The organism is Actinophytocola sp. (assembly GCF_036402745.1).
In the GTDB taxonomy this organism is placed as follows: Bacteria; Actinomycetota; Actinomycetes; order Mycobacteriales; family Pseudonocardiaceae; genus Actinophytocola.
This window is the reverse complement of the sequence record NZ_DASWSJ010000034.1, coordinates 26,377-53,333: the sequence shown is the minus strand read 5'-3', so window position 1 is coordinate 53,333 and position 26,957 is coordinate 26,377. Positions and strand designations below refer to the sequence as shown.

At 71.5% G+C, this 26,957-nt stretch carries 27 protein-coding genes; 12 read left to right on the top strand and 15 right to left on the bottom strand.

Annotated features, from left to right (window positions below):
• From VGD70_RS03055 to VGD70_RS03025, 7 genes are all read right to left on the bottom strand, one after another.
• The coding region (locus tag VGD70_RS03055) for an MlaD family protein (RefSeq protein ID WP_331077865.1) at positions 1-407 on the bottom strand (407 nt) is incomplete at its 3' end.
• Positions 404-1,273 (bottom strand): ABC transporter permease, encoded by an 870-nt coding sequence (locus VGD70_RS03050; protein WP_331077863.1) that lies wholly within the window; start codon positions 1,271-1,273, stop codon positions 404-406. The genes VGD70_RS03050 and VGD70_RS03055, both read right to left, overlap by 4 nt.
• Positions 1,274-1,277: 4 nt before the next feature.
• The gene (locus tag VGD70_RS03045) at positions 1,278-2,069 is read right to left on the bottom strand and encodes an ABC transporter permease (RefSeq protein ID WP_331077861.1); all 792 of its coding nucleotides are present in this window, start codon (positions 2,067-2,069) and stop codon (positions 1,278-1,280) included.
• Between the two features lie 51 nt (positions 2,070-2,120).
• Positions 2,121-2,882: a glucose 1-dehydrogenase gene (locus VGD70_RS03040; RefSeq protein WP_331077859.1), complete on the bottom strand. Its 762-nt coding sequence runs from the start codon at positions 2,880-2,882 to the stop codon at positions 2,121-2,123.
• A gap of 8 nt (positions 2,883-2,890) precedes the next feature.
• A complete protein-coding gene (locus VGD70_RS03035; RefSeq protein ID WP_331077857.1) occupies positions 2,891-4,405 on the bottom strand; it encodes an aldehyde dehydrogenase family protein in 1,515 nt (504 codons plus the stop codon).
• A 9-nt stretch (positions 4,406-4,414) separates the two neighbouring features.
• On the bottom strand, positions 4,415-5,305 hold the full coding sequence (locus VGD70_RS03030; protein ID WP_331077867.1) for a 3-oxoacyl-ACP reductase: 891 nt from the start codon (positions 5,303-5,305) through the stop codon (positions 4,415-4,417).
• A 28-nt stretch (positions 5,306-5,333) separates the two neighbouring features.
• The gene (locus VGD70_RS03025; protein ID WP_331077856.1) at positions 5,334-6,419 is read right to left on the bottom strand and encodes a Zn-dependent alcohol dehydrogenase; all 1,086 of its coding nucleotides are present in this window, start codon (positions 6,417-6,419) and stop codon (positions 5,334-5,336) included.
• A gap of 69 nt (positions 6,420-6,488) precedes the next feature.
• On the opposite strand from VGD70_RS03025, the gene VGD70_RS03020 reads away from it, so the two are divergent.
• Genes VGD70_RS03020 through VGD70_RS03005 form a run of 4 tightly spaced genes read left to right on the top strand, consistent with a single transcriptional unit; the run spans position 6,489 to position 10,679 of the window.
• Positions 6,489-7,667, top strand: a complete 1,179-nt coding sequence (locus VGD70_RS03020; protein WP_331077854.1) for an acyl-CoA dehydrogenase family protein — start codon at positions 6,489-6,491, stop codon at positions 7,665-7,667.
• Between the two features lie 2 nt (positions 7,668-7,669).
• Complete coding sequence (locus VGD70_RS03015) at positions 7,670-8,818, top strand: acyl-CoA dehydrogenase family protein (protein ID WP_331077852.1); 1,149 nt, start codon at positions 7,670-7,672, stop codon at positions 8,816-8,818.
• A gap of 15 nt (positions 8,819-8,833) precedes the next feature.
• Positions 8,834-10,477, top strand: a complete 1,644-nt coding sequence (locus VGD70_RS03010) for a long-chain-fatty-acid--CoA ligase (RefSeq protein ID WP_331077850.1) — start codon at positions 8,834-8,836, stop codon at positions 10,475-10,477.
• 4 nt (positions 10,478-10,481) lie between these two features.
• The gene (locus VGD70_RS03005; protein WP_331077849.1) at positions 10,482-10,679 is read left to right on the top strand and encodes a DUF5302 domain-containing protein; all 198 of its coding nucleotides are present in this window, start codon (positions 10,482-10,484) and stop codon (positions 10,677-10,679) included.
• On the opposite strand, the gene VGD70_RS03000 is transcribed toward VGD70_RS03005, so the two are convergent.
• From VGD70_RS03000 to VGD70_RS02990, 3 genes are read right to left on the bottom strand one after another with little or no spacing between them, the layout of a single operon-like run.
• The gene (locus VGD70_RS03000) at positions 10,676-11,221 is read right to left on the bottom strand and encodes an NUDIX hydrolase (protein ID WP_331077847.1); all 546 of its coding nucleotides are present in this window, start codon (positions 11,219-11,221) and stop codon (positions 10,676-10,678) included. The two genes, VGD70_RS03005 and VGD70_RS03000, sit on opposite strands and share 4 nt — an antisense overlap.
• Positions 11,218-12,315, bottom strand: a complete 1,098-nt coding sequence (locus VGD70_RS02995; RefSeq protein ID WP_331077845.1) for a nitronate monooxygenase family protein — start codon at positions 12,313-12,315, stop codon at positions 11,218-11,220. The genes VGD70_RS03000 and VGD70_RS02995 overlap by 4 nt, the downstream gene beginning before the upstream one ends.
• Positions 12,296-13,930 carry an acyl-CoA synthetase gene (locus VGD70_RS02990; protein ID WP_331077843.1) on the bottom strand — a complete coding sequence of 545 codons (1,635 nt, stop codon included), beginning with the start codon at positions 13,928-13,930 and terminating at the stop codon, positions 12,296-12,298. The genes VGD70_RS02995 and VGD70_RS02990 overlap by 20 nt, the downstream gene beginning before the upstream one ends.
• 58 nt (positions 13,931-13,988) lie before the next feature.
• Between VGD70_RS02990 and VGD70_RS02985 the strand changes: the two genes are divergently transcribed.
• Complete coding sequence (locus tag VGD70_RS02985) at positions 13,989-14,771, top strand: crotonase/enoyl-CoA hydratase family protein (protein ID WP_331077841.1); 783 nt, start codon at positions 13,989-13,991, stop codon at positions 14,769-14,771.
• 278 nt (positions 14,772-15,049) lie between these two features.
• On the opposite strand, the gene VGD70_RS02980 is transcribed toward VGD70_RS02985, so the two are convergent.
• On the bottom strand, positions 15,050-16,597 hold the full coding sequence (locus tag VGD70_RS02980) for an acyl-CoA synthetase (protein WP_331077839.1): 1,548 nt from the start codon (positions 16,595-16,597) through the stop codon (positions 15,050-15,052).
• Positions 16,598-16,618: 21 nt separating this feature from the next.
• Positions 16,619-17,659, bottom strand: coding sequence for an LLM class F420-dependent oxidoreductase (locus VGD70_RS02975; protein ID WP_331077838.1), 1,041 nt, complete (start codon positions 17,657-17,659; stop codon positions 16,619-16,621).
• A 230-nt stretch (positions 17,660-17,889) separates the two neighbouring features.
• Between VGD70_RS02975 and VGD70_RS02970 the strand changes: the two genes are divergently transcribed.
• Genes VGD70_RS02970 through VGD70_RS02950 form a run of 5 tightly spaced genes read left to right on the top strand, consistent with a single transcriptional unit; the run spans position 17,890 to position 22,328 of the window.
• Positions 17,890-18,837, top strand: a complete 948-nt coding sequence (locus VGD70_RS02970; protein ID WP_331077836.1) for a Zn-ribbon domain-containing OB-fold protein — start codon at positions 17,890-17,892, stop codon at positions 18,835-18,837.
• Positions 18,834-19,877 (top strand): thiolase domain-containing protein, encoded by a 1,044-nt coding sequence (locus VGD70_RS02965; protein WP_331077834.1) that lies wholly within the window; start codon positions 18,834-18,836, stop codon positions 19,875-19,877. The genes VGD70_RS02970 and VGD70_RS02965 overlap by 4 nt, the downstream gene beginning before the upstream one ends.
• Positions 19,877-21,031, top strand: a complete 1,155-nt coding sequence (locus tag VGD70_RS02960) for a thiolase domain-containing protein (RefSeq protein ID WP_331077832.1) — start codon at positions 19,877-19,879, stop codon at positions 21,029-21,031. The genes VGD70_RS02965 and VGD70_RS02960 overlap by 1 nt, the downstream gene beginning before the upstream one ends.
• Positions 21,028-21,894 carry a TIGR03619 family F420-dependent LLM class oxidoreductase gene (locus tag VGD70_RS02955; RefSeq protein ID WP_331077830.1) on the top strand — a complete coding sequence of 289 codons (867 nt, stop codon included), beginning with the start codon at positions 21,028-21,030 and terminating at the stop codon, positions 21,892-21,894. Before VGD70_RS02960 ends, VGD70_RS02955 begins: the two co-directional genes overlap by 4 nt.
• A complete protein-coding gene (locus VGD70_RS02950) occupies positions 21,891-22,328 on the top strand; it encodes a nuclear transport factor 2 family protein (RefSeq protein WP_331077828.1) in 438 nt (145 codons plus the stop codon). Before VGD70_RS02955 ends, VGD70_RS02950 begins: the two co-directional genes overlap by 4 nt.
• On the opposite strand, the gene VGD70_RS02945 is transcribed toward VGD70_RS02950, so the two are convergent.
• Both VGD70_RS02945 and VGD70_RS02940 read right to left on the bottom strand, forming a co-directional pair.
• Positions 22,309-22,701, bottom strand: coding sequence for a hypothetical protein (locus VGD70_RS02945; protein ID WP_331077826.1), 393 nt, complete (start codon positions 22,699-22,701; stop codon positions 22,309-22,311). The two genes, VGD70_RS02950 and VGD70_RS02945, sit on opposite strands and share 20 nt — an antisense overlap.
• A gap of 522 nt (positions 22,702-23,223) precedes the next feature.
• Positions 23,224-23,865 carry an NAD(P)-dependent oxidoreductase gene (locus tag VGD70_RS02940; protein ID WP_331077824.1) on the bottom strand — a complete coding sequence of 214 codons (642 nt, stop codon included), beginning with the start codon at positions 23,863-23,865 and terminating at the stop codon, positions 23,224-23,226.
• A gap of 68 nt (positions 23,866-23,933) precedes the next feature.
• Between VGD70_RS02940 and VGD70_RS02935 the strand changes: the two genes are divergently transcribed.
• Positions 23,934-24,476: a MarR family transcriptional regulator gene (locus tag VGD70_RS02935; protein ID WP_331077822.1), complete on the top strand. Its 543-nt coding sequence runs from the start codon at positions 23,934-23,936 to the stop codon at positions 24,474-24,476.
• On the opposite strand, the gene VGD70_RS02930 is transcribed toward VGD70_RS02935, so the two are convergent.
• Complete coding sequence (locus VGD70_RS02930) at positions 24,470-25,693, bottom strand: cytochrome P450 (RefSeq protein WP_331077819.1); 1,224 nt, start codon at positions 25,691-25,693, stop codon at positions 24,470-24,472. The genes VGD70_RS02935 and VGD70_RS02930 overlap by 7 nt on opposite strands.
• 141 nt (positions 25,694-25,834) lie before the next feature.
• On the opposite strand from VGD70_RS02930, the gene VGD70_RS02925 reads away from it, so the two are divergent.
• On the top strand, positions 25,835-26,953 hold the full coding sequence (locus VGD70_RS02925) for a steroid 3-ketoacyl-CoA thiolase (RefSeq protein WP_331077817.1): 1,119 nt from the start codon (positions 25,835-25,837) through the stop codon (positions 26,951-26,953).
• The last annotated feature ends 4 nt before the right edge of the window (positions 26,954-26,957 follow it).

The window sequence follows — 26,957 nt, the reverse complement described above, 5'->3', positions numbered from 1 at the left end:
GTGCGGTCCTGGCCGATCACCGCGTTCGCCGCGATCGGGTCGTCCGGGTGCGGTGGAACCTGAAGCGCCACATAGCGTTCGCCGAACAACGTCTTCGGCAGCAGCCGCGCCGACACGTTCGCCGGAATGCGGCCGACCGTGTCCGGGTCGAGCGCGAGGTCGAGCACCGCGCCGACGTCCGAGCGGTCACCCTGCGGCCACACACCCCGGACCTCGCCGACGACGAGCCCGCGCAGCTTCACGTCCGCGCCGACCCGCAGCTGGTTGCCGACGTGGTCGGTCTCCAGCCGGACGGGCACCACCTCGACGAACGTCTTGCGGTAGAAGGCGACCGACAGCAGCACGAACAACGCCGCGATCACGAGGAAGACCAACCCGTACAGCTGGTACCGCCTACGGGCGCTCATCCCGCGATCCGCACGGTGGTCGTCGCGCCCCAGATCGCCAGGCTCAGGAAGAAGTCCAGCAGCATCTGCAGCACGATCGCCGCCCGCACCGCGCGGCCGACCGCCACGCCGACGCCGGCCGGGCCGCCGGTGGCGGTGTAGCCGTAGTAGCAGTGCACCATGATCACGACGACGCTGAACACGATCACCTTGAGGAACGACCAGAGCACGTCCCCGGGCGGTAAGAAGAGATGGAAGTAGTGGTCGTACGTGCCGGCGGACTGGCCGTAGAACCACACGGTGATCTGCCGCGAGGCCACATAGGAGCAGAGCAGCCCCACCAGGTACAGCGGGATCACCGCGGCCACCGCGGCCAGCACCCGGGTGGTCACCAGGTAGGGCAGGCTCGGCACGGCCATCACCTCGAGCGCGTCGATCTCCTCGGAGATCCGCATCGCGCCCAGCTGCGCGGTGAACCCGCAGCCGACGGTGGCCGACAGCGCGAGCCCGGCGGCGAGCGGCGCCACCTCCCGGGTGTCGAAGTACGCGGCGATGAACCCGGTGAGCGCCGACGTGCCGAGCTGGTTGAGCGCGGAGTACCCCTGCAGGCCGACGATCAGCCCGGTGAACACGGTCATCCCGATCATCACGCCGAGCGTGCCGCCGATGACGGCGAGCGCGCCGCTGCCGAAGAACACGTCGGACAGGATCCGCAGTGTCTCCTTGGGATAGCGCACGAGGGTCCGCGGCATCGAGGCGGCCACGCGGGCGTAGAAGGCGAGCTGCTCGCCGAGTATGGCCAGACCGTCCGCCGGCTTGGTGGCCACCGCCGCCGCCCGCGTGCCGGCCGTGCTGCTCGGGGGGACGTCGGTGTCCGTGACGGTCATCGGCCTACATGCCCTTCGGGGGAACGATCTGCAGGTAGATGCCCGTGATGACGACGTTGATGAGGAACAGCAGCAGGAAGGTGATCACGACGGTCTGGTTCACCGCGTCGCCGACGCCCTTGGGCCCGCGGCCGGGGTTGAGCCCGCGGTAGGCGGCGACGATGCCGGCGACGAACCCGTAGATCACCGCCTTGATCTCGCTCACCCACAGGTCGGGCAGCTGCGCCAGCGCGTTGAACGAGGCGAGGTACGCGCCCGGGGTGCCGCCCTGCATGACCACGTTGAAGTAGTAGCCGCCCGCCACGCCGACCACGCTGACCAGCCCGTTGAGCAGCACGGCCACCGCGATCACGGCGAGCACCCGGGGCACGATGAGGCGCTGGATGGGCGACACGCCGAGCACCTCGAGCGCGTCGATCTCCTCGCGGATCGTCCGCGAGCCGATGTCCGCGCACATCGCCGAGCCGCCCGCGCCGGCCACCAGCAGCGCGGTGATGAGCGGGCTCGCCTGCTGGACGATGGCGAGCGCGCTGGCCGCGCCGGTGAACGACTGCGCGCCGATCTGCTGGGTGAGCGAGCCGAGCTGGAGTGCGATGACCGCGCCGAACGGGATCGACACGAGCGCGGTGGGCAGGATGGTCACGCTGGCGAAGAACCAGCACTGCTGGACCAGCTCACGCCACTGGAACGGCCGGCGCGGGGTGCAGCGCACGACGTCCCAGCCGAGCGTCGCCATCCGGCCGACCTGGGCCAGCGCACGCACAGGCACGGGTTGGGACCCAGCCCCAGTGCTCATGCGCATCACCCGTCTCACGCCTGTGTGACCAACGATCGTGCGGCCGTCGAGTTACCCGAAACTCGACAGCGAGTGCGCGGCGGTGACGCCGCCGTCGGCGACGAACTCCGCGCCCGTGCAGTACGAGCTCTCGTCGCTCGCGAGGAACAGCACCAGCTCGGCGATCTCGGCCGGCTGGCCGACCCGGCGCATCGGCACCTTCTTGCCGACGAACGCGAGGTCCACCGGCTGCCCGCCCAGCGCGGTCGGCAGCAGCCCGGTCTCGATCACCCCGGGATGGACCGAGTTCACCCGCACGCCCTTGGTCGCCAGCTCGAGCGCGGCCACCTTGGTCATCCCGCGGATGGCGAACTTGCTGGCCGTGTAGGCGGTCAGCAGCGGTGCCGCGGCCAGACCCTCCACTGAGGACACGTTGACGATCGACCCGGTGCCCGCCTCGACCATGCCGGGCACCACCGCGCGCATGCCGAGGAACGTGCCGACCTGGTTGACCCGGATCACCCGCTCGTAGTCGGCGAGCGTGGTCTCGTGCAGCAGCGCGAAGTGCAGCACGCCGGCGTTGTTCACCAGCACGGTGACCGGCCCGTAGACCTCGCGTGCCGCCGCGACGGCCGCCGCCCACTGGTCCTCTTCGGACACATCGAGGTGGTGGTAGTGCGCACCCAGCTCGTCGGCCAGTGCCTTGCCCGCGTCGTCCTCGATGTCGGCGAGCACCACCTGGGCGCCCTCGGCGACGAACCGCCTGGCCGCGGCGGCGCCCTGCCCGCGGGCCGCCCCGGTGATCAGCGCGACCTTCCCGGCCAGCCGTCCCATGGAGCTCCTTACATCATCTCGTCCGTCAGCGGCATCAACACGGTCTTCAGCTCGGTGTAGGCCTCGAAGGCGCTCTGCCCGCCCTCGCGGCCGAGGCCGGACTGCTTGAACCCGCCGAAGGGCAGGTGCGGCTCGACCTGGAAGCCGTTGATCCCGACCGTGCCCGCGCGGATCCGCCGGGCCAGCCGGAACGCCCGCCGGGCGTCCGTTGTGTACAGACCGGCACCGAGACCGTACTCGGTGTCGTTGGCCAGCCGCACGGCCTCGTCCTCGTCGGCGAAGGGCACCACCGCCAGCACGGGTCCGAAGACCTCCTCGCGGGCGATCTCCATGCCGTTGTCGACGTCGGCGAAGATCGCCGGCCGGACGAAGTTGCCCTCCGCCAGGTCGCCGGTCACCCGCTCGCCGCCGCACACCAGCCGGGCGCCGGAGTCCTTGCCGCGCTCGATGAACCCGAGCACCCGGTCCAGCTGCCTGGTGTTGATCAGCGGGCTGGACATGGTGGCGGGCTCGAACGGGTCGCCGTAGGTCACCGCGCCGGCCATCATCTCGGCGGCGGCGAGGAACTGGTCGTACACGTCCCGGTGCACCAGCGCCCGGGTGTGCGAGACGCAGGCCTGGCCGGACAGTCCCATGGTGACGGTGCCCATCGTCGTCATCGCGGCGAGGCCCACGTCCGGCGCGTCCGGGAACACCAGCGCCGGGCTCTTGCCGCCCAGCTCCAGCGAGACGCGCTTGAGCGTGTCCGCCGACGCCGCGACGATCCGCCTGCCGACCGCGCGGCTGCCGGTGAAGCTGACCTTGTCCACCATCGGGTGGGTGATCAGTGCCTCGCCGGTCGGCGCGCCCGGCCCGGTGACCACGTTGACCACGCCGTCCGGAATGCCCGCCTCGACGAGCAGCTCCACCATCCGCAGCACCGTGAACGACGCGAACTCCGAGGGTTTGAGCACCACCGTGCAGCCGGCCGCGAGCGCGGGCGCGAGCTTCTGCGCGAACAGCAGGAACGGCGCGTTCCACGGCAGGATCGCCGCGACCACGCCGATCGGCTCGCGGAACGTCATCGCGAGGTGGTCGCCGCCCTGGTACGGCGGCAGCGTCTGGCCGCCGATCTTGTCGACCCAGCCGGCGTGGTGGTCGAACACGTCCGCGGCGGCCTCGACCCCGGTGGCGTAGATGTTCGCGCTGAACGAGAGCGGCACGCCGTTGTCCAGCGCCTGCAGGCCACGCAGCTCCGGGGCGTGCTCGCGCAGCAGCGAGGCGACCCTGTGCAGCGCCTGGATCCGCGTGGTCGCCCTGGAGGTCGGCCAGCCGCCCTCGTCGAAGGCCCGGCGGGCCGCACGCACCGCATCGTCCACATCGGACGCGGCGGCGACCGCGAACTCGCCGATCTCCTCGCCGGTGGCCGGGTGCCGGTGGGTCCAGGTGGCGCCGTCGTCGGCCGGGCGCCACTTGCCGTCGACGAACAGCTGCCCGTCCTTGAGGCCCACCTCGTCCCGGCGGGGGCGCAGGGTCAGCGTCATTGCTTCCTCCTAGAGCGACATCAGCTCGGTGGCGGCGAAGGTGCGGGCGGGATCGCGGTCGGCGAAGTAGCCGCCGACGACCGTGTCCAGGTCCTCCGGTGTCCAGATGGGACGGTCGAACCGCTGCTCGACGGCCGGGGGAGCGAGCAGCGCGACCATGCCGCCGTAGACGACGAACACCTGGCCGCTGACCTTGTCCGCGGCCGGTGAGGCGAGGTAGGCGACCAGCGGGGCGACGTGTTCGGGCGAGAGCGGGTCGGTGCCGTCGGGGTTGGTGCCTTCTGGGGCGGTGCCGAAGACGTGCGCGGTCATCGCGGTGCGGGCGCGGGGGCAGATCGCGTTGGCGCGCACGCCGTAGCGGGCCAGCGCCCGCGCGGTGGACAGGGTGAGCGCGGCGATGCCGGCCTTGGCCGCGGCGTAGTTCGGCTGGCCCTCCGAGCCGAGCAGGAACGCCTCGGACGCGGTGTTGACCACCCGGCCGTAGGTGGTCCCGCCGCTCGCCTTCGCCCGCGCGCGCCAGTACGCGGCGGCGTTGCGGGACAGCAGGAAGTGGCCGCGCAGGTGCACCCGCAGCACGAGGTCCCACTCGTCGTCGGACATGTTGAACAGCATCCGGTCGCGCAGCACGCCGGCGTTGTTGACGACCACGTGCAGCCCGCCGAACCGCTCGGTGGCGGCGGCGGTCAGCTCGGTCGCGGTGGCCGACTCGCCGACGTCGCCCTCGACGAGGATCGCCTTGGCGCCCAACGACTCGATCTCCTCGACCGTGTCGCCGCCGGTGCCGCCGGGGACGTCGTTGACCACCACGTCGGCGCCGGCCCTGGCGAGCGCCAGCGCCTCGGCGCGACCCAGCCCGGCACCCGCGCCGGTGACGATCGCGACCTTGCCGTCGAGGCGCACCGCGTTGCTCGGCTCAGCGTCCATGCCGTCAGCCGAAGGTGACGATCTGCCGGATGAGGGTGCCGCCGGCACGCAGCGCCTGCAGCCCGTCGTTGATCTCGTCCAGGGTGATCCGCTTGCTGATCATCCCCTCGAGGTCGAGCCGGCCGGCCCGCCACAGCGCCAGCAGCCGCGGGTAGTCGCGGTGCACGTCCGCGCCGCCGTAGAACGAGCCGAGCAGCCGCTTGTCGTGCAGGAACAGCTCCTGCGCGGAGAAGGAGACCATCGCGTCGCCGCGCCCGGCGCCGACCACGACCACCGTGCCGCCCCGCCGGGCGTTGTCCCAGGCCGAGCGGATCGTGGCGGGCGCGCCGACCACGTCGAAGGTGTAGTCCCAGCCCTGGCTCGCGGTCAGCGCCGCGTGCGTCTCGGCGAGCTGCTCGGGGGTGATGGCGTGGGTGGCGCCGAAGTGCTTGGCCGTCTCGTGCTTGTCGGCCACCGGGTCCACCGCGACGATCGTCGCCGCGCCGGACAGCCGCGCGCCCTGGATCACCGAGATGCCGACCCCGCCGCAGCCGATCACCAGCACCGTCGCGCCGGGCTCCACCTTCGCGGTGTTGACCACCGCGCCGACCCCGGTCATAGCCCCGCAGGCCACGAGCGCGGCGATCTCGAACGGCACGTCGTCGGGGATCTTCACCGCGCCGTCGGCCGGCACGACCAGCTCCTCGGCGAACGTGCCGGTGCCGGCGTAGCCGAACGCGGGCGTGTCGCCGACGAGGAACCGCGGGTTCATGAACGCGGCGATCGAGTGGATCGCGCACAGGTGCGGGCGGCCGCCCCGGCAGTTCACGCACGTGCCACACGGCGGCACGAAGGTGAGGGCCACGTGGTCGCCCACGGCGAGGTGGTCGACCTGCGGGCCGGCCTCGACGACCTCGCCGGCGCCCTCGTGGCCGATGATGCCGGGCGCGAGCGCGGGCAGCGTGCCGTCCATCGCGGACAGGTCGCTGTGGCACACGCCGGTGGCCTTCACCCGGACCCGGATCTCCCGCGGGCCGACGTCGGTGGTGCGCACGTCGTCGCGCAGCTCGAGCTTGGTGTCCCCGATCTGGTTCAGTACCGCGGCCTTCATCCGGGACCTCCTCGTTTTCCGGGGACTCTAGTACATTCTTAGAACGTGTTCTAGTCATCGGGAGGGTGGATGCGGATCGCCTACACGCACGAGCAGGAGCGCCTGCGCCTGGAGCTGCGCGCCTACTTCGCCGACCTGATGACGCCCGAGCGGCGCGAGGCGCTCGGCGCGGGCGGCGACTACGGCTCCGGCGAGGTCTACAAGGAGGTCGTCCGCCAGATGGGCGCGGACGGCTGGCTCGCGCTGGGCTGGCCGCGCGAGTACGGCGGGCAGGCGCGGTCGATGCTCGACCAACTCATCTTCACCGACGAGGCGGCCGTGGCGGGCGCGCCCGTGCCGTTCCTGACGATCAACACGGTGGGCCCGACGATCATGCGGTTCGGCACGGAGAACCAGAAGCGGTTCTACCTGCCGAGAATCGCCAGCGGGGAGCTCCACTTCTCGATCGGGTACTCCGAGCCGGAGGCCGGCACGGACCTGGCGTCGCTGCGGACCAGGGCGGTGCGCGACGGCGACGAGTACGTGATCAACGGCCAGAAGATGTGGACGAGCCTCATCTCCTACGCCGACTACGTGTGGCTCGCCTGCCGCACCGACCCGGATGCGGCCAAACACAAGGGCCTGTCGATCCTCATCGTGCCGACGGACGCGCTGGGCTTCTCCTGGACGCCGGTGCACACCGTGTCCGGCCCGACGACCAGCGCCACCTACTACGAGGACGTGCGGGTGCCCGTGGGGAACCTGGTCGGCGAGCTCAACCGGGGCTGGCCGCTGATCACCAACCAGCTCAACCACGAGCGCGTCGCGCTGACCTCGGCGGCGCCGATCCGCCAGGCGCTGACCGAGGTACGCGAGTGGGCGCAGGCGACCAAGCTGGCGGACGGGCGGCGGGTGATCGACCAGGAGTGGGTGCAGGTCCACCTCGCCCGCGTGCACGCGAAGGCCGAGTTCCTCAAGCTGGTCAACTGGAAGATCGCGTGGGGGGCCGAGCGCGGGCTGAGCCCGGCGGACGCGTCGGCCACCAAGGTCTTCGGCACCGAGTTCGCCACCGAGGCCTACCGGTTGCTGATGGAGGTGCTCGGGCCGCAGGCCTACGTGCGGGCCGGCTCGCCGGGTGCGCTGCTGCGCGGGCGGGTCGAGCGGATGCACCGCTCGGCGCTGATCCTCACCTTCGGCGGCGGCACCAACGAGGTGCAGCGCGACATCGTGGCGGCCGTCGGTCTCGGCATGCCCCCGGCAAGGAGGTAGACGTGGACTTCTCCCAGCACGAGGACGACCGCGACCTGGCGGAGCTGACCCGGACGATCCTCGCCGACCACACCTCGCCGCGGCGGCTGGCCGAGGTCGAGGCGACCGGCGACCGGTTCGACCGTCCACTGTGGACGGACCTGGCGCGGGCGGGGGTGCTGGCCGCCACGCTGCCGGCGTCGGTCGGCGGCAGCGCGCTGGGTCTGCTCGCGCAGTGCGGGGTGCTCGTCGAGCTCGGCCGCACGGTCGCGCCGGTGCCGTACCTGCCGTCGGTCGTCGTTGCCGCGGGGGCGATCGCCGAGTTCGGCACGGCGGCGCAGCGCGACGCGTGGGCGGCGCCCGCGGCCGCGGGCGAGCTCGTGCTGACCGCCGCGCTCGCCGAGGAGGTCGGCGACGACCCGGCCTCTCCGGTCACGGCGGCCTCGTCCACCGGAGATGCAGGTGCATCTGCGCGTGAATCGGCACGGTGGCATCTGCACGGAACGAAGGTCGCCGTGCACGCCGGACCGGTCGCGGACCTGTTCCTCGTGCCGGCCGAGACGGCCGACGGGCTGACTGTGTTCCTTGTCACTCCAGGAGATTCCGGGGTGACGGTGCGCCGCCAGGTGGTCGTCGACGGCGACGCCGAGGCGGTGCTCGAGCTCGATCACGTCGAGCTCGGCGCGGACCGCGTGCTCGGCTCGCCGGGCGCCGGCGCGCCCGTCGTCGAGTGGCTCGTGGCGCACGCGACGGTCGGGATCTGCGCCCACCAACTCGGCATTTCCGAGGCAGCACTGCAGATGACAGCGAAATATGCAACTGGCAGAGTGCAGTTTGATCGTCCTATTGCGACCTTTCAGGCCGTCGGGCAGCGCCTCGCGGACTGCTACATCGACGTCGAGGCGATCCGCTTGACCTTGTGGCAAGCGGCTTGGCGACTGTCTGAAAATATGCCTTCCCACACCGAGATCGCCACGGCGAAGTTCTGGGCGGCAGATGGCGGACACCGGGTTGCGCATGCGGCGGTTCACGTCCACGGTGGTTTGGGTATTGACGTGGACTACCCACTGCATCGATATTTTGTGGCCGCGAAACGTAATGAGTTCAGCCTCGGCGGTGCCACCTCGCAGCTGCGCCGCATCGGTGTCGCCTTGGCCGCGGAGCCCGCGTGATGTACGGAGGTTCGCATGGCCGCGCCAGGGGAGACTCTCCCCACCGTCACTGAGCTGCTGCTGGCGCGCGCGAGCGATCCCAACCCCGGCTTACTGTTCGAGGACAACCGATGGTCCTGGGCGGACCATGTGCAGGAGTGCGCCGACCGCGCCGCGCTGCTGCGGTCGTTACGCCGTCCGGGTCCTTTTCACGTCGGCGTCCTGCTCGACAACGTGCCCGAGTTCTCGTTCCTGCTCGGCGGCGCGGCGCTGGCCGGCGCGGTGCTGGTCGGCCTGAACACGAGCCGGCGCGGCGAGGCGCTGGTGCGCGACATCACGCTCGCCGAGTGCCAGGTGGTGCTCACCGACAGCAGGTACGTGGAGCTGTTGCAGGGCCTGGAGGTGGGCGCGCGGGTGCTCGACATCGACTCCGCCGCATGGCACGTGAGCGCGTTCCGTCACCGGCACAGCCGCCTCGACCCGGTGCCGGCCAGCCTCGACGACCTGCTCATGCTGATCTTCACCTCCGGCACCAGCGGCGAGCCGAAGGCGGTGCGGTGCACGCACGGCAAGATCGCCGAGCCGGGCCGGATGCTCGCCGAGCGGTTCCGGCTCGGCCCGGACGACACCGCGTACGTGGCGATGCCGATGTTCCACTCGAACGCGATCATGGCCGGCTGGGCGGTCGGCCTCGCGGCGGGCGCGCGGCTGGCGCTGCGCCGCCGGTTCTCCGCGTCGGGTTTCCTCGACGACGTCAGGAAGTTCGAGGTCACCTACGCCAACTACGTCGGCAAGCCGCTGTCCTACATCCTGAGCACCACCGAGCACGAGGACGACGCGGACAACCCGCTGCGGCTGATGTTCGGCAACGAGGGCGCCGCGCCGGACGTCGAGGCGTTCGCGGCGCGGTTCGGCTGCCAGGTCGTCGACGCGTACGGCTCGACCGAGGGCGGCGTCGTGGTGCCGCGCCCGCCGGGCACGCCGGCCGGCTCGCTGGGCCGGCTCGAGGGCGGGCTGGCGGTGCTCGACCCCGCGACCGGGCAGCCGTGCCCGCCGGCCGAGGTCGACGCCTCCGGCCGGTTCGTGAACGCCGAGGAGGCGGTCGGCGAGCTGGTCAACACCGCGGGCACGGGCATGTTCGCGGGCTACCACAACGACCCGGGCGCGGAGGCCGACCGGCTGCGGGACGGCATGTTCTGGAGCGGCGACCTCGTCTACCGCGACGCCGACGACTTCTGCTACTTCGTCGGCCGGTCGTGCGAGTGGCTGCGGGTCGACGGGGAGAACCTGGGCGCCGGGCCGATCGAGCGGATCCTGCTGCGGCACCCGGACGTCGCCGAGGTCGCGGTGTACGCGGTGCCCGACGCCGGCGTGGGCGACCAGGTGATGGCGGCGCTGGTGCTGCGTGGCGAGGCCACCTTCGACCCCGACGAGTTCGCCGAGTTCCTCGCGGTGCAGGCCGACGTCGGCCCGAAGCAGGTGCCGCGGTTCATCCGGCTGACCACCCGCCTGCCGCGCACGGCGACGTACAAGGTGCTCAAGCGCACCCTCAGCGCGCAGCGGTGGCGGACGCCGGACCCAGTGTGGTGGCGGGAGGGTGCGGAGCTGCGGTTCGAGCCGTTGACCCCATCCAGCGATCCAATCCGGCTCGACTGGGGAGCGCGGTCCGTGCGAGGCTGACCGCATGCCTGACACACCGGAACCCGCCGCGACCGACGAGCCCGAGTCCCAGGACGATGTGAAAGCGCGCTTCCGCGAGGCGCTGGAGCGCAAGCAGGCCCGAAACCGCAGCGGGGAGGAGCACGCCGACTCCAGGTCCAAGGTGCACGACGCGCACGGCCCGGTGGGCGGCAAGCGGACCTTCCGCCGCAAGAGCGGTTAGGCGCCGGGCGTCCTGGGGCGCATGACCAGCAGCAGGTACGCGGCGAGCGTCGAGTCGTCGGTGATCACGCCCTCGCGGATCATCCGCTCGACCTCGCCGCGCGGGAACCACTGCTGGCGCATGTCCTGCTCGGTGATCTCCCGGTTCGGCTCACCCGGCGTGAGGTCCGTGGCCAGGAACACGTGGAAGCCCTGCCCGGTCACGCCGTGCGCGCAGTGGAGGTACCCGAGGCACTCCAGCCGGCTCGCGGTGAAGCCCGTCTCCTCGACGAGCTCGGCCGCGGCCAGCTCCTCCGGCGTCCCGGTCCTGCCCTGCGGGAACGCGCCCTGCGGGAAGTGCCAGTAGCGGCCACCCAGCGGGTAGCGGTACTCCTCGACGAGGTGGAAGCCGTCGTTCTCCGCCGGGACGACCAGGGCGAAGTCCGGTTTGTCCACGACCGCGTAGATCCCGCGCGAGCCGTCGCCGAGCTCGATCTCGTCCTCACGCAACGTCATCCACGGGTTCTCGTAGACGATCCGGGACGACAGGGTTCTGATACTCACAACCCCAGTCTGGCCCGCGCCTCCTTGAGCTCGGCCAGGAGCCCCGCCATCACCTCGGCGACCGGGCGGACCTCGTTCATCCGGCCGACGATCTGGCCGACCGGCATCGCCACCACGTCCGGGTCGCCCGCGTCCATCATCCGCTGGTGCGCCTGGCCGACGAGCAGGTTCTGCAGCGGCATCGGCAGCGGCTCGGGCGCGTCGGGCTCGGCCCACGCCTGGGTCCACCGGTTCTTCAGCAGCCGCGCCGGCTTGCCGGTGTAGATGCGCGAGCGCACGGTGTCGCTCGAGCCGGCCTGCACCAGCGCCCGCTGCAGCGTGTTCGGGCCGGCGCCCAGCCGGTACTCGGCGGTGGTCAGCCAGTACGAGCCCATCCACGCGCCGGCCGCGCCCAGCGCCAGCGCGGCCAGCACCTGCCGGCCGCTGCCGATGCCACCCGCCGCGAGCACCGGCACCCGGTCGCCGACCGCGTCGACGACCTCGGGCACCAGCACCATCGACGCGATCTCGCCGGTGTGCCCGCCGGCCTCGTAGCCCTGCGCCACGACGAGGTCCACGCCTTTGTCGACGTGCCGCACGGCGTGCTCGGCCTTGCCGGCGAGCGCGGCCACCGGCACGTCGTGCTCGTGCGCCCGCTCGATCACGTCCACCGGCGGCGAGCCCAGCGCGTTGGCGATGAGGCTGATCGGGTGCGCGAGTGCGATGTCCACATGCGACCGTGCCACCGAGTGCAGCCAGCCCAGCACGCCGGCGTCGGTGGCGGCGTCGCCGGACAGCGGGGGCACGCCGAGCTTGAGCAGGGTGCGCTCGACGAAGTCCTTGTGCCCGGCGGGGATCAGCGCGGCCAGGTCGGTCGGCGTGCCCTCCTTGGGGATGGTCGCCGGCATCACGATGTCCACGCCGTAGGGCTTGCCGTCGGTGTTGTCGTCCATCCAGGACAGTGCCGCGTCGAGCTCGGCCGGGTCGTTGAACCGCACGCAGCCGAGCACGCCGAGCCCACCGGCCCTGCTGATGGCGGCCGCCACGTTCTCGGACGGGGTGAAGCCGAAGATCGGGTGCTCGATGCCGAACCGGTCACACAGTGACGTTCGCATGCGCCCCTCCGGTGGCCGCCTGCCAGGCCGGTTCGTGCCGCTCGGTGTACTCCTTGGCCCAGCGGTAGTCGGGCTTGGCGCTGGGCGCGCGGCCGACCTTGTCGACGACCCAGATGCTGCGCGGTGTCTTGTAGCCCGCGATCCGCTGCCGGACGTGGGCGTCGAGCGCGGTGAAGTCGATCGTCCTTTCCGGACGCGGCTGCACGAGCGCGGCGACCCGCTGGCCGAGCCGCTCGTCCGGCACGCCGACGACGAGCGCGTCGAACACGTCCGGATAGGACTTGAGCGCTTCCTCGACCTCCTCGGGGAAGACCTTCTCACCGCCCGTGTTGACGCACATGTTTCCCCGGCCCAGCAACGTGATCGTGCCGTCGTCCTCGAGCCGGGCGTAGTCGCCGGGCACCACGTAGCGGGCGCCGTCGACCTCCACGAAGATCGTCGCGCTCTTCTCGGCGTCCTTGTAGTAGCCGAGCGGGACGTGGCCACCACGCGCGATCCGGCCGACCTCGCCACGCCCGACCGGCCGGTTGTCCTCGTCGATGACGATCGTGCTCGGCCCGGCGTTCACCCGCGGGCCGCCGCTGTGCTGCTCGGTTCCCTTGACCACCATGCCGATCCCGGTGAACCCGGACTCCGAGGAGCCGATCGCGTCGGTGATGACGACGTTGGGCAGCGTCTCGAGGTACTGCTCCTTGACCGAGGCGGAGAACAGCGCCGCGTGGCTGGAGATCGCGAGCAGGCTGGAGGCGTCGTAGCCGCCCTGCTGGAAGGCCTCGATGAGCGGCCGGGCCATCGCGTCGCCGACGATCGTCATCACCTTGACCTGGTGGCGCCGCACGGCGCGCCAGACCTCGTGCGGGTCGAACTGCGGCATCAGCACGACGGTGTCGCCGCCGAACAGCGCCGGCAGCGCGGCCCACTGGGCGGCGCCGTGGATCAGCGGCGCGCAGGCGAGCCGGGTCAGGCCGCCGGACTCCTTGCCGCGCTCGGACTGGGCCCACTCGTCGGCGAGCGCCTCGCCGGTGACGAAGTCGATGCCGCCGCCGAGGACGCGCCAGACGTCCTCGTGGCGCCACATGACGCCCTTGGGGTGGCCGGTGGTGCCGCCGGTGAAGAGGAGGTAGAGGTCGTCGGGGCTGCGGTCGGGGAAGTCGCGCCCGCCCGGCTGGTCCGCCATCGCGTCCTCGTACCGCACGCTCCGGCTCTCGGCGTCGGTGCCGTCCTCGACGACGAGGGCGTGGCGGACGTTCGGGGTGTCCGGCAGGACCGCGTCGACGAGCGGGCCGTAGCGGCGCTCGTGGACGAGGCCGGTGAGGTCGGCGTTGTCGAACAGGTAGCGCAGCTCGTTCTCGACGTAGCGGTAGTTCACGTTGATCACCACCGCGCGCAGCTTGTACGCCGCGAGCATCGTCTCGATGGCCTCGATGGAGTTGCGTGAGTAGAGCCCGATGTGGTCGCCCTGGCCGAAGCCCTGGCCGGTCAGGTGGTGCGCGAGTTGGTTGGCTCGCCGGTCCAGCTCGGCGAACGTCGTCGTCCGGTCGGCGCACGCGATGGCGATCCGGTCCGGAAAGGCGTCGGCGGCATGCTCGAATAGATCCGCGATGTTGAGTGCCACGTGACCAAACTAGAACGTGTTATCGTTCCTGGCAATCCCTTCGCGCCGTGGAGAGTGCATGACCGACTGCCTGGTGGAGCGGGACGGCCACGTCCTGATCGTGACGATGAACCGGCCGGAGGCCCGCAACGCCCTGTCCGCCGAGATGATGGCGATCATGCGCGAGGCCTGGGACCGGGTCGACGCCGATCCCTCGATCCGCTGTTGCGTGCTCACCGGGGCGGGCGGGGCGTTCTGCGCCGGCGCCGACCTGAAGGCGATGACCCAGACCCACCCCGGCGACAGCTTCTCCTCCGGCGACTGGGACCTGTCGGTGATAGAGCCCCTGCTGAAGGGCCGCCGCCTGACGAAGCCCTTGATCGCGGCCGTCGAGGGTCCGGCGATAGCCGGCGGCACCGAGATCCTCCAGGCCACGGACATCCGGGTCGCCGGCACGAGTGCTCGTTTCGGGGTGGCCGAGGCGCGGTGGGGTCTGTTCCCACTGGGCGGCTCGGCGGTGCGGTTGCCGCGCCAGATCCCGTACACCCTTGCGGCGGACCTCCTGCTCACCGGCCGCCACATCACCGCCGCCGAGGCCTTTTCGCTGGGGTTGATCGGCCACGTGGTGCCGGACGGCGCGGCGCTCGGCCGGGCGCTGGAGCTCGCCGGGGTGATCGCGTCGAACGGCCCGCTGGCGGTCCAGGCGATCCTGCGGACGATGCGGGAGACGGAGGGCCTGCCGGAGAACGAGGCCTTCAAGGTGGAGGCCCGCCTGGGGATGGCGGTATTCGCCTCCGACGACGCCCGAGAGGGCCCCAAGGCCTTCGCCGAGAAGCGCCCCGCTGAGTTCCAGGGCCGCTGAGTCCGCCTGCCGGCCGGTCTGCGGCCGGCCTCCGGCCCCCCGGAATCCAGCTTAGCGACGGGCACCGACGGTTTCGGCCAGCTCAGCCTGAACCTGTGGACAACCCGCAACAGAGCCGAATCTCCCGCGACCATCCACAAGGCCCGCCCGCCGACGCCCGAAACTGTCGGTGCCCGCCCGTAGAATTGATACCGGGGGCCGGAGGCCAAGCCCGGCCGCGCCAAGCCCGCCAACGCCACGCCAAGCCCGGCCGCTCGGCCGCTGCCAAGCGATGCCGCTCAGATGACCCGCTCGCGCCCCGCCCAGTACGGGTCGCGCAGCTTTCGCTTGTACAGCTTGCCGTTCGGGTCGCGGGGCAGCTCCGTCACGTAGTCCATCGTGCGCGGCATCTTGAACTTCGCCAGGCGGTCGGCGGCGAACGCCAGCAGCTCGTCGGTCAGCGCGGCACCCGGCTGGACCCCAGCGGCCGGCTGCACCACGGCCTTGATCTCCTCGCCCCAGTCCGGGTTGGGCACACCGAACACCGCGACATCCGCCACCTTCGGGTGACACGCGAGCTCGTTCTCGATCTCCGCCGGGTACACGTTCACCCCGCCGGAGATGATCAGGTCCGCCTTCCGGTCGCACAGATACAGATACCCGTCCTCGTCGAGGTAGCCGATGTCGCCGAGGGTGAACAGGTCGCCGACACGCGCGGCCCGGGTCTTCGCCTCGTCCTTGTGGTACTCGAAGTTCGACGTGCCCATCCGCATGTACACCAGACCCGTCGTCCCCGGCGGCACCGGCTCGCCGGCGTCGTCGAGCACCGCCACCACCGAGCCCGGCCACGGCTTGCCCACCGATCCCGGCCTCGCCAGCCACTCGGCCGCGCTGATCGCCGTGCCGCCGCCCTCGGTCGCCGCGTAGTACTCGGTCACCACCGGACCCCACCAGTCCAGCATCCGGCGCTTCACCTCCGGCGGGCACGGCGCCGCACCGTGGATCATCACCCGCAGCGACGACAGGTCGTACTTCGACCGCGTCTCGGGAGAAAGCTCGAGCAACCGATGGAACTGCGTCGGCACCATGTGGCTGTGCGTCACCCGGTATCGCTCGATCAGGGCGAGCATCTCCTCGGGCCCCCACCGGTCCATCAGCACCGCCGTGTGTCCTAACTGGACAGAGTTGGCGACGAAGTTCAGCACCGCCGTGTGGTACATCGGTGAGCCGCAGATGTGCACGTGATCGCCGAACGGCTGCAGGCCGAAGATGCCGAAGAACCACGTCGCCGCCGGTGGCACCTCGTCGGGGTCCGCGCCGGTCAGCGGGCGCCGGACGCCCTTGGGCCGCCCGGTCGTGCCGGACGTGTACAGCATCGGCGAGCCGGCGGTCCGCACGTCCGGCCGGCCGCTCTCGTCCTCGCCCAGCCGGGACAGCGGCGTGAAGCCCGGCACCTCGCCGACCGCGAACCGGCCGGCGGCCGGCAGCCCGCCGCGTGCCGCCGCGTCCGCGGCCACGTCGGCGAACCGCTCGTGCGCCACGAACGCCTTGGCACCGCTGTCCTCGATGAGGTAGGCGACCTCCGCGCCGACCAGGTGCCAGTTCGCCATCACGACGTACAGGCCGGTCTGGAACGCTCCGAAGTAGACGGACGCGAGGTCCGTCCCGTTGGGCAGCAGCACGACGATCGCGTCGCCGGGGGACAGGCCCATCGCCTGGAAGCCGCGGCCGTACCGGTCGGCCGCGGCGGCCAGCTCCGCGTAGGTCAGCTGCCGGCCGTCCGGGCCGACCACGGCGGCGCGGTCCGGTTGCTCCCGAGCGATGTTCCACAGTCCGATCGAGGCCACCGGCCCAATCTAGAACGTGTTTCAGTTGTCGGCAAGGACCTTCGCCACGGCGCGGACCTGCTCGGCGTTCTCGCAGCCGACCATCAGCGTCGTCACGCCGCGGTCGGCCCACCGGCCGACCCGGGCGCGGACCTGGTCCGCGGTGCCGATGATCGCGGTCTCGGCGACGAGCTCGTCCGGCACCGCGGCGGCCGCGTCGGCCTTGCGGCCCTCGCGGAACAACGCGCCGACCTCGTCGACCACGCTGCCGTATCCCATCCGGCGGAACAGGTCCGCGTGGAAGTTCTTCTCCGCGGCACCCATGCCGCCGGCGTAGAGCGCGATGACCGGCCGGTGCTTGTCGTACTCGGCGGCCGGGTCGTCGGTGATCGTGACCGACGCGCTGGCGGCGACCTCGAAGTCCGCCCGCGACCGGCGCGCGCCGGGTCGCGCGAACCCCTCGTCCAGCCAGGAGTTGTACTGGTCGGCGAGCGTGTCGGTGAAGTAGACGGCGAGCCAGCCGTCGGCGATCTCCGCGGCGAGCGCCACGTTCCTGGGACCCTCGGCGCCGAGCCAGATGGGCAGGTCGGCCCGCAGTGGGTGGGTGATCGGGCGCAGCGGCTTGCCGAGCCCGTCGGCGCCCGCGCCGGCGTAGGGCAGCGGGTAGTGCGGTCCGGCGCTCGCGACCGGCGCCTCGCGCGCGAGGACCTGGCGGATGATCGACACGTACTCGCGCGTGCGGGCGAGCGGCTTGCCGAACGGCGCGCCGTACCAGCCTTCGACGACCTGCGGCCCGGACACGCCGAGCCCGAGGATCGCGCGGCCGCCGGAGAGGTGGTCGAGGGTGAGCGCGGCCATCGCCGTGGCGGTCGGTGCCCGCGCGGACAGCTGCGCGACCGCCGTGCCGAGCCGGACCCGCGTGGTGCGCGACCCCCACCAGGCGAGCGGCGTGAACACGTCCGACCCCCACGACTCGGCCGCGAACACCGCGTCGAACCCAACCTCGTCCGCGACGGCGACCATCTCGGCCGCATTGGGTGGTATGCCGGCACCCCAGTACCCGAGCTGCAGTCCAAGCTTCATGCGGGCATGGTAGATCGTGTTCCAGTCGGGACTAGGTCACCCGTTCGATACCAGGCCGACTGTCGTACCTGTCCGCTGTGGTGGGGCAGGTCGGCGGAACCCGTGGAACACCCTCGGCTGGTTGGCGACGGTGGAGCACAGGTCGCGCACCGGCGAGCGTCCCCAGGCTGAGGTGGGTCAGCTGGCGGGCGGTACTTGCCCGGCAAAGTAGAACGTGTTTCACTCAGGGTGTGAGTGTCGATCAGGTGCCGCTGTCCGCGCCGCTGGACATTGGGTTCGACTACACCCGGTCGCTCGGCCCCACCCTGAGCCGGTTCGTCACCGGGCTCGCCCAGCGGCGGATCCTCGGCGCGCGCGGCACCGACGGACGCGTGCACGTGCCACCCCCCGAGTACGACCCCGCCACCGGCGAGCCCCTCACCGACCTGGTCGAGGTGGCGCACACCGGCACCGTCACCACCTGGTGCGCGCAACCGGAACCCCTTGCGGGACAACCGCTCCAGCGCCCGTTCCACTGGGCCATGATCAAGCTCGACGGCGCCGACACCCCCATGCTGCACGCGGTCGACGCCCACGAAACCCACACCGGCATGCGGGTCCGCGCCCGGTGGGCCGACACGCAGGGCAACGGCATCCGGGACATCGCGTGCTTCGCGCCCATCGACGACGAACCCCCGGCCGGGCCCCGCGAGGCCGAGCCCATCACGATGATCACCACGCCGATCGAGCTCAGCTACCTGCACTCCGCCTCCCCCGAGGAGAGCCGCTACCTGCGTGGCCTGAAGGACGGCAAGCTGCTCGGCCAACGCTGTCCCGCCTGCCGGAAGGTCTACCTCCCACCGCGTGGCGCGTGCCCGACCGACGGCGTACCGACCGAAGAAGAGGTCGAGCTCCCCGACCGCGGCATCGTCACCACCTTCTGCATCGTCAACGTGCCCTTCCTCGGCCAGCGCATCAAACCCCCGTACGTCGCCGCCTACATCCTGCTCGACGGCGCCGACATCGCCTTCCTCCACCTCGTCCTCGGCTGCGCCGCCGACGAGGTCCGCATGGGCATGCGCGTCGAGGCCGCCTGGAAGCCCCGCGACGAGTGGGGCACCACGCTCGAGAACATCGACCACTTCAGGCCGACCGGCGAGCCCGACGCTCCCTACGACACCTACGCGCGGCACCTATGACCAGCACCGACGTCGCGATCGTCGCCTTCGCCCAGGCGCCCGACGTGCGCGAGACCCACGGCACCACCAACGGCGTCGAGATGCTCGTGCCGATCATCCGCCAGGCACTCGGGAACACCGGCCTGGCCAAGCAGGACATCGGCTTCTGGTGCTCCGGCTCCTCGGACTACCTGGCCGGCCGCGCCTTCTCGTTCATCGCCGCGGTCGACGCCGTCGGCGCGTTCCCGCCCATCAACGAGTCCCATGTGGAGGCCGATGCCGCCTGGGCGCTCTACGAGGCCTGGGTGAAGATCCGCACCGGCGAGGTCGACACCGCGCTCGTCTACGGCTTCGGCAAGTCGAGCGCCGGCCACCTCCGGCGCGTCCTCGCGATGCAGCTCGACCCGTACACCGTTGGTCCACTGTGGCCCGACTCGGTGAGCATCGCGGGCCTGCAGGCCCGGCTCGGCATCGACGCCGGCCTGTGGACCGAGCGCGACATGGCCGAGGTGGCCGCCCGCAGCCGGGGCGCCAACCCGCACGCCCAGGTCCACGAGCAGGTCACCGCCGACGAGCTCCTCGCGCGCCCGTACCTCGCGGATCCGCTCCGCAAGCACGACTGCGCGCCGATCACCGACGGGGCCGCGGTCGTCGTGCTGGCGACGGCCGACCGGGCGAAGGACCTGTGCGACCGGCCGGCCCGCATCGTGGGCATCCAGCACCGGGTCGAGACCGCGCACCTCGGCGCCCGCGACCTGACCGCCTCACCGTCCACTGTGGCCGCCGCGAAGGCGGTCGGCACGGACGGCGTGACGCTCGCCGAGCTGCACGCGCCGTTCACCCACCAGGAGATCCTCCTGCGCCAGGCACTCGGGCTGGGCGGCGAGGTGACGGTCAACCCGTCCGGCGGCCCGCTGTGCGGCAACCCGATGTTCGCCGCCGGCCTCGTCCGCATCGGCGCGGCGGCCACTCGCATCGCACCAGGTGAGCGGGCCGTCGCGCACGCCACGAGCGGCCCGGCGTTGCAGCAGAACCTCGTGTGCGTACTGGAGGGCACCTGATGGCGAAGCAGCGAGCCGCCGTCCTCGGGGTCGGCCAGACCCACCACCGCAGCAAGCGCCTCGACGTGACGATGGCCGGCCTGTGCCGCGAGGCGATCGACCGCGCGCTCGCCGACGCCGACGTGACGTTCGCCGACATCGACGCGGTCGTGCTGGGCAAGGCGCCGGATCTGTTCGAGGGCGTCATGATGCCGGAGCTCTTCCTCGCCGACGCCATCGGCGCCACCGGGAAACCCCTGCTGCGCGTGCACACCGCGGGCTCGGTCGGCGGCTCGACCGCAAACGTGGCGGCGAGTCTCGTGCACGGCGGTGAGCACGCCAGGGTGCTCGCGGTCGCGTTCGAGAAGCAGTCCGAGTCCAACGCGATGTGGGCGCTGTCGATCATGCCGCCGTTCCACATGCCGGTCGGCGCCGGCGCGGGTGGGTACTTCGCGCCGCACGTGCGCTCCTACATCCGCCGGTCCGGCGCGCCGGACCACATCGGCGCGCTCGTCGCGGTGAAGGACCGGCGCAACGGCGCCAAGAATCCGTTCGCACATTTACGCCAGCCCGATATCACGTTCGAGTCCGTTCGCGCGTCTTCCATGTTGTGGGACCCGATTCGATACGACGAGACATGCCCCTCCAGCGACGGCGCGTGCGCCATCGTCCTCGGCGACGAGCAGGCCGCGACGGGCCGGACCGCCGCGTGGATCCACGCGTCGGCCATGCGCACCGAGCCCACCACGTTCGCCGGCCGAGACCAGGTCAACCCCCAGGCGGGCCGGGACGCGGCGGCGGCGTTGTGGCGCCAGGCCGGCATCACGGATCCGCTGGCGCAGCTCGACGCGGCCGAGATCTACGTGCCGTTCTCCTGGTTCGAGCCGATGTGGCTCGAGAACCTGGGCTTCACCGACGAGGGCCAGGGCTGGAAGCTCACCGAGGCGGGCGAGACCGAGCTCGGTGGCCGGCTGCCGGTCAACCCGTCGGGTGGTGTCCTGTCGTCCAATCCCATTGGCGCGTCGGGGATGCTGCGCTTCGGCGAGGCCGCGATGCAGGTGATGGGTCGCGCGGGCGAGCACCAGGTCGACGGTGCCCGGCGTGCGCTGGGCCACGCGTACGGCGGCGGCTCGCAGTATTTCTCGATGTGGGTGGTCGGATCGGAGAAGCCATGAAGTTCACCGTCGCGGTCGCGCTCAGCCCGCTCGACCAGCTGGGCGAGCTGGCGAGCACCGCCGAGGAGTGCGGGTACTCCGCCATCGCGCTGCCGGACTCGCTGTTCTTCTCCGCGGAGGTGTCCGCCAAGTACCCGTACACGCCGGACGGCTCGCGGTTCTGGGACGCGGACACGCCGTGGGTCGACCCGTTCGTCGCCGCCGCGTGGATGGGTGCGGTCACCAGGTCCATCCGGTTCTACACGCAGGTGCTCAAGCTCAACCCGCGCAACCCCGTGCTGCTGGCCCGGCAGATCGGCTCGGTGGCCGCGCTCACCGGCAACCGGTTCGGGCTCGGCATCGGCCTCGGCTGGTCGCCGGAGGAGAGCCGGTGGTGCGGCGGGCAGTTCGACCACCGCGGGGCCCGCGCCGACGAGGCCGTGGAGGTCGTCCGGCTCATCCTCGGCGGCGGGATGGTGGAGTACCACGGCACGTTCTACGACTTCGACAAGCTGCAGATGAGCCCCGCGCCCACCGAGCCGGTGCCGGTCTACGTCGGCGGTCACACCGAGGCGGCGCTGCGCCGGGCCGCCCGCACCGGCGACGGCTGGACCTCCGCCATGATCACGTTCGCCGACCTGCGCGACGTCATCGACCAGCTGGGGAAGCTGCGCGCGGAGTACGACCGGACGGGCCCGTTCGAGGTCCAGGCGGTGTGCGTCGACCGGTTCGGCGTCGAGGGTTACCGCCAGCAGGCCGACCTCGGGGTCACCGACGCCATCGTCGTGCCGTGGGTGTTCTACGGCGTCGGGCTCGACGGCCCGCTCGAGGCCAAGAAGGACGGGATGAAGCGCTTCGCCGACGAGATCATGGGGAAGTTATGACGGCCATCACCTGGAGCGGCCCGGACACCACGCACCCGGCGCGCACGGCGTCGCGGCGATCGATGGACGCGGTGTGCCGTGGCGCCAAGGCGGAGTGGGTCGCGCTGTTCGCCGAGGACGGCGTGGTCGAGGACCCGGTCGGCGTGTCCATGTTCGACCCGACGGGCGCAGGCCACCGCGGCCGGGCGGCCATCGGCGCGTTCTGGGACCTCGCCATCGCCAACGTCGAGCGGTTCGAGTTCGTCATGCGCGACTCGTTCGCCGCGGGCGACGAGGTGGCCAACGTCGGCACGATCACCGCGTTCCTCTCGGGCGGTTCCCGCGTGGACACGGAAGGCGTGTTCGTCTACCGGGTCGACGCCACCGGGCTCATCGTGTCGATGCGCGCGTTCTGGGAGGCCGAGCGGGCCATGGCTACCCTGCGGCAGGCGTGAGCTCGATCCCGTACTCGGCGCAGGCCAGCACCAGCGCGTTGTCCTTGAAGTCGGCCCTGGTCAGGAAGTCCGCCCGGGCCGAGTCCTGACTGAACACGGTGAACGTGAACGACGCGGTGTCGAACGCCTCGCGCAGCCGGTCGCTCGGCGCGCCGGCCCGCAGCCGGTCGAGGTCGGCCATGGTGGCCTTGTAGACGGTCGCGAACTGGGCAGGCGCGTCCGGGTACTGCCGGGCGGCCACCACCAGCTCGTGCATGGCGGTGCCGTAGCCATTACAGAAGGAGACGGTCTGGTCCGAGGCGCCCCCACACGCGGTGGTGCCGACCGCCACCAGGAGGAAGACGGTCGGCGCGACACACCACCGGCCCGACATACCGTCAGCCTGCTGCAGCCGGCCCCGCGGAACGCGCCCGCGAGGACCGGCCGCCGGGCCGCCGAAGCTTCCCCAAAGGGCAGCCGTCCGCACCGGCTCGCGAGATCGCCGGCGTCATGTCGTTGGGAGGTAATGGATGCACAGCCTGTTCGCGTGCCATACCTCGACCCGCGCGATGCGGGCACGGCTGTTGCGGCGCCGCACGGAGTGGCGGTGATGGGTCGATCGCGGACCGCGCAGCACCCACGACGACGCAGCCCCCCGCCACGATTGGCTGTCGGCGACGAGACCGCGAGCCGTTCCGCGGGGAGGCCTTCCCACCTCACGATCAGTCAGCTCGTGTCATCCCACAACCAAAGGCCCGTGCAAATACGGCTAAGGCCTGTCTCGTAGATCATCGTGTGAAGTCCTGCGTCGACCACCGGAACCTCAGGGGACCGTGACGGCACCCAGCCACCATCCACCTCGATACCCGCACTATTCGCCGGGACGCACGCACACTTTTAATCCCGGGGAGGCGGACTAGAGCGCCACGCCCACCGGTTGGTCGATCGTTCGGGGGTCAGTCAGCATGGCGAGCATCGCGTGGGCCACGTCGGCTCGGGAGATGAAGCTGCCGTTCGCGACGTTGGCGCCGACTGTCGTGCGGTACTTGCCGGACAGGGGCTTATCCGTGAGGCGCGGTGGGCGCATCACGGTCCACTCGAGACCGCTGCGGCGGATGTCGGCCTCCATCTGCTCGAGGTCGTCGTAGACCTTGCGCAGGATGCGGCGCACCACTGGGTACGCGAGGCGGCGGCCGAGGAAGCCCTCGCCGTCCGGGATCGGGCCGACCGGCATCGCGCTCACGGCCACGAACCGGCGCACCCCGGTGGCCTCCAGCGCGCCGAGGATGCCGCGGGTGGCGGTCGTCGCCACGCCGGCGTCCTTCAGCGAACGGCCGCCTACCGCCGACAGTGCCGCGTCGCTGCCTACCAGGGCCGGCTCCAGTGGCTCGGGGTCCGCGAGGCCGGGCACGGTGACCACCCGCAGGGCCGGCTGGTCCGGGACGTCGAGCCGCGCACGGTCGCGCACCACCGCGGTCACCGGGTGGCCCGCGTCGAGTGCCTGCCTGACGATGTGGCCGCCGATTCCCCCGGTCGCGCCGAATACTGTCAGCTTCATGCCCACCCACACCCTTCGCCACCAGGTACATTGAGACCGCATCGCATACAATACGGAAGTCGTACTATATGAACAACGTACCAGAGGATCGTCGGCAGCGGCGGCGACTCGCGAACGAGGTGCAGGGCGCCCTTCGCGACGTGAACGGGCACCTCGTCGTGCTCAACCACCGGGTGGGCGCGCGGGTCTCGGTCCGCGACGCCGACCTCGCCTGCCTGGACATCATCGCGCGGTACGGCCCGATCGGCCCGAGCGCACTGGCCAAGCGCGCGGGCATGCACCCGGCCACGATCACCGGCGTGATCGACCGGCTCGAGCGCAGCGGCTGGGTCGTTCGCGACCGCGACCCCGCGGACCGCCGGGCTGTCGTCGTGCGGGTGCTGCCGGACCGGGGCAGCGAGATCTTCCGGCTCTACAGCGGCATGCGCGCGTCCATGAACGACATCTGCGCGGACTACGACGCCGAGCAGCTCGCGGTGATCAAGGACTTCCTCAGCCGGGTCGCCGACGCCGGTGAGCAAGCCTCCGACGCCCTGGCCTCGGACGCCCAGCCCTCGGGCGCGCAGCCCTCGGACGAACCGGCCGACGAGCCGGCCACCGCCGATCAGTAGGTGACCTGCAGCTCCTTGATCCCGTTGAGCCAGCCCGAACGCAGCCGGCGCGGCTCGGCCACCCCGCGGATGCCGGGCATGTGGTCGGCGATCGCGTTGAAGATCAGGTCGATCTCGACCTTGGCCAGGTTCGCGCCGACGCAGTAGTGCGCGCCGGTGCCGCCGAAGCCCAGGTGCGGGTTGGGGTCGCGGGTCACGTCGAAGCGCTGCGGGTCGGCGAACACCTCGGCGTCGAAGTTGGCCGAGCTGTAGAACATGCCGACCCGGTCACCCTGCTTGAGCTCCACGCCGCCGAGCGCCGTGTCCCGCGTCGCGGTGCGTTGGAAGGACATCACGGGCGTCGAGTAGCGGACGATCTCGTCGGCCGCGGTCACCGGGCGCTCGGCCTTGTAGAGCTCCCACTGGTCGGGGTTGGTGAGGAACTGGTGCATGCCGTGGGTGATCGCGTTGCGGGTCGTCTCGTTGCCCGCCACGGCGAGCAGCAGCACGAAGAAGCCGAACTCGTCCGAGCCGAGGTTGCCGCCGTCGATGTCGGCGTTGACGAGCGTGGTGACGATGTCGTCGGCCGGGCACCTCTTGCGGTCCTCGGCCATGTTCCACGCATAGCCGAGCAGCTCCGCGGACGCGGCCTCCGGGTTGATCGAGTATTCCTCGTCGTCGTAGGCGACCATCTGGTTGGACCAGTCGAACACCTTGTGCCGGTCGTCCTGCGGGATGCCGAGCAGCTCCGCGATCGCCTGCAGCGGCAGCTCGCACGCGACCTGGGTGACGAAGTCGCCGCCGCCCCGCGCCTTGGCCGTCGCGACGATCCGCTCCGCCCGCTCGGCGAGCTTGTCCCGCAGCCGGTTGATCGCCTTCGGCGTGAAGCCGCGGGAGACGATGCCGCGGACCTTGGAGTGGTGCGGCGGGTCGATGTTGAGCATGATCAGCCGCTGCGCCTCGATCTTCTCCCGGGTCATGTCCGGGTTGAACCGGATGATCGCGGTGTTCTCGGCGCTGGAGAAGACCTCGCTGTTGCGCGAGACCTCCTTGACCTCGGCGTGCCGGCTCACCACCCAGTAGCCGTCGTCGCCGAATCCCGCGAGGCCGTGCGGCTGGGCGTTCCACCACACCGGCGCGGTCCGGCGCAGCTCGGCGAACTCGGCGACCGGGACGCGCTCCGCGTACAGGTCGGGATCGGTGAAGTCGAAGCCGGCGGGGATGCGGGGAGCGGCCACCTGGTACCTCCAGCATCAGTGGAACACGTTCTACTGGATTCAAACATACGGGTACCCGTCAAGTGAAGCGTTGACCTGCCGTTGGTTGCCGAGATCGGTAACACGTTCTATTTTGTGAGGCAGCGACGCAAGGGAGCTGTGATGGGCGATCCGGTGATCGTGTCGGCGGTGCGCACGCCGATCGGCAAGCGTGGCGGCGTGTTGTCCGGCCTGCACGCCGCCGAGATCCTGGGGACGGCGCAGCGGGCGCTGCTGGACCGGACCGGGGTGGAACCTGATCTCGTCGAGCAGGTGATCGGCGGCTGCGTGACCCAGGCCGGGGAGCAGTCGAACAACATCACCCGGACCGCGTGGCTGCACGCCGGCCTGCCGTACCGGGCGGGCTGCCTGACCGTCGACTCCCAGTGCGGGTCGGCCCAGCAGGCCACCCACCTGATCGCCGGGCTCATCGCGGCCGGCGTCATCGAGGTCGGCGTGGCGTGCGGGGTCGAGGCGATGAGCCGGGTCCCGCTGCGGTCCAACCTGGGCGTGGACGTCGGCACGCCGCGGCCGGACTCGTGGTCGATCGACCTGCCGAACCAGTTCGTCGCGGCCGAGCGGATCGCGGTCCGGCGGGGACTGTCCCGATCGGAGCTCGACCGGTTCGGCGCGCTGTCCCAGGCCCGGGCGCGCGCGGCGTGGGACGCCGGGCACTTCTCGCGCGAGATCGTGCCGGTCGGCGCGGTCAGCCAGGACCAGGGCCTGCGGCCGACCTCGGTCGAGGCGCTCGCCGGGCTGGCGCCGGTCGTCGAGGGCGGGCTGCACACGGCGGGGACGTCGTCGCAGATCTCCGACGGTGCGTCGGCCGTGCTGCTGATGTCCGCCGACCGGGCCCGCTCGCTGGGCGTGGCGCCGCGCGCCCGGATCGTGGCGCAGTGCCTGGTCGGCGCCGAGCCGTACTTCCACCTCGACGGGCCGGTACAGGCGACCGGCGCGCTGCTCGCGCGGACCGGGATGAAGATCGGCGACCTGGACCTGTTCGAGGTCAACGAGGCGTTCGCGTCGGTGGTGCTGTCGTGGATGTCCGTGCACGAGCCGGATCCGGACCTGGTGAACGTCAACGGCGGCGCCATCGCGCTCGGCCACCCGGTCGGCGGCACCGGCACCCGGCTGATCACCACGGCGCTGCACGAGCTCGAGCGGCGGGACGCCTCGACCGCGCTGATCGCCATGTGTGCGGGTGGCGCGCTGTCCACCGGCACGATCATCGAGAGGTGCTAGGCTA